Raw genomic sequence first — 1,371 nt, 5'->3', positions numbered from 1 at the left:
CCCAGAGCCAGAAGGTGCCGACATTCACGACCAAGGATTAGGTTGGTTAAACAAGACAACCCGCGGCGTAGGCAACAACGCGGTCACCAGTGGGATTGAAGGCGCATGGACAAGCCAGCCAACGCAATGGGATAACGGCTATTTTCATCTGCTGTTAAATTACGATTGGGAACTGAAAAAAAGCCCAGCCGGCGCATGGCAATGGGAACCTATCGACATTAAAGAGGAAGACAAACCGGTCGATCCTGAAAACCCTAACGTTCGGCATAACCCAATCATGACAGACGCCGATATGGCGATGAAGATGGATCCGGAGTATCGCAAAATCTCAGAACGCTTCCATAGCGACCCGGCCTATTTCGCCGACACCTTTGCTCGGGCTTGGTTTAAATTAACGCATAGAGACATGGGGCCTAAGGCTCGCTACATCGGCCCTGATGTTCCGCAAGAAGACCTCATCTGGCAAGATCCGGTTCCTCACGGCAATGCAAACTACGATGTAGACGCGGTAAAAGCCAAAATCGCAGCCAGTGGGTTATCGGTTAGTGACATGGTCACAACCGCTTGGGACAGTGCACGCACGTTCCGTCAGTCTGACAAACGTGGTGGCGCAAACGGCGCTCGCATTCGCTTAGCACCACAAAAAGACTGGCAAGGTAACGAGCCAGAGCGGCTAGCCCGAGTATTACCGGTGTTGGAAAGCATCGCGAAAGATACGGGAGCCAGCGTCGCTGATGTGATCGTATTAGCAGGTAACGTCGGTATTGAGCAAGCCGCCAGCGCGGCGGGTGTTAACGTCACTGTGCCGTTCCTTCCAGGACGTGGCGACGCAACACAGGATATGACGGATGTTGAGTCTTTCGAGGTGTTAGAACCGTTGCACGATGGATATCGAAACTGGCTCAAACAAAACTACGTTGTAACACCGGAAGAAATGCTGTTGGATCGCACCCAGTTGATGGGGTTAACTGCCGCTGAAATGACGGTGCTCGTCGGAGGGATGCGCGTTCTTGGCACAAATCATGGCGGTAGCAAACACGGTGTGTTCACAGACCGAGTCGGCCAACTTACCAACGATTTTTTCATTAACCTAACCGACATGAAGTACACGTGGGAACCCGTTGGCGAAAACCTTTACGAAATCCGTAGCCGTCGCTCCAAAGATGTAAAATGGACAGCGACCCGCGTCGATCTTGTCTTCGGCTCAAACTCAATACTCAGAGCCTATGCCGAACTGTATGCACAAGATGACAACGCAGGAAAATTCGTTGAAGACTTTGTCGCCGCGTGGACCAAAGTGATGAACGCCGACCGATTTTGATGTCATCCAAAGCGAAGCCTAATTTAACAATTAGGCTTCGCTTATATTAA

1 protein-coding gene is annotated in these 1,371 nt (G+C 51.3%); it reads left to right on the top strand.

Annotation, left to right across the window (positions count from 1 at the left end; translation table 11 throughout):
• Positions 1 to 1,321, top strand: a 1,321-nt coding sequence (locus R7Q47_RS24655; RefSeq protein ID WP_318089885.1) for a peroxidase family protein, incomplete at its 5' end; no start/stop codon positions are given.
• Positions 1,322 to 1,371 lie beyond the last annotated feature (50 nt).

This window comes from Vibrio sp. Vb0349, from assembly GCF_033338975.1.
Note: the sequence above shows the minus strand (reverse complement) of the source record. Positions and strands in the feature narration are given on the sequence as shown.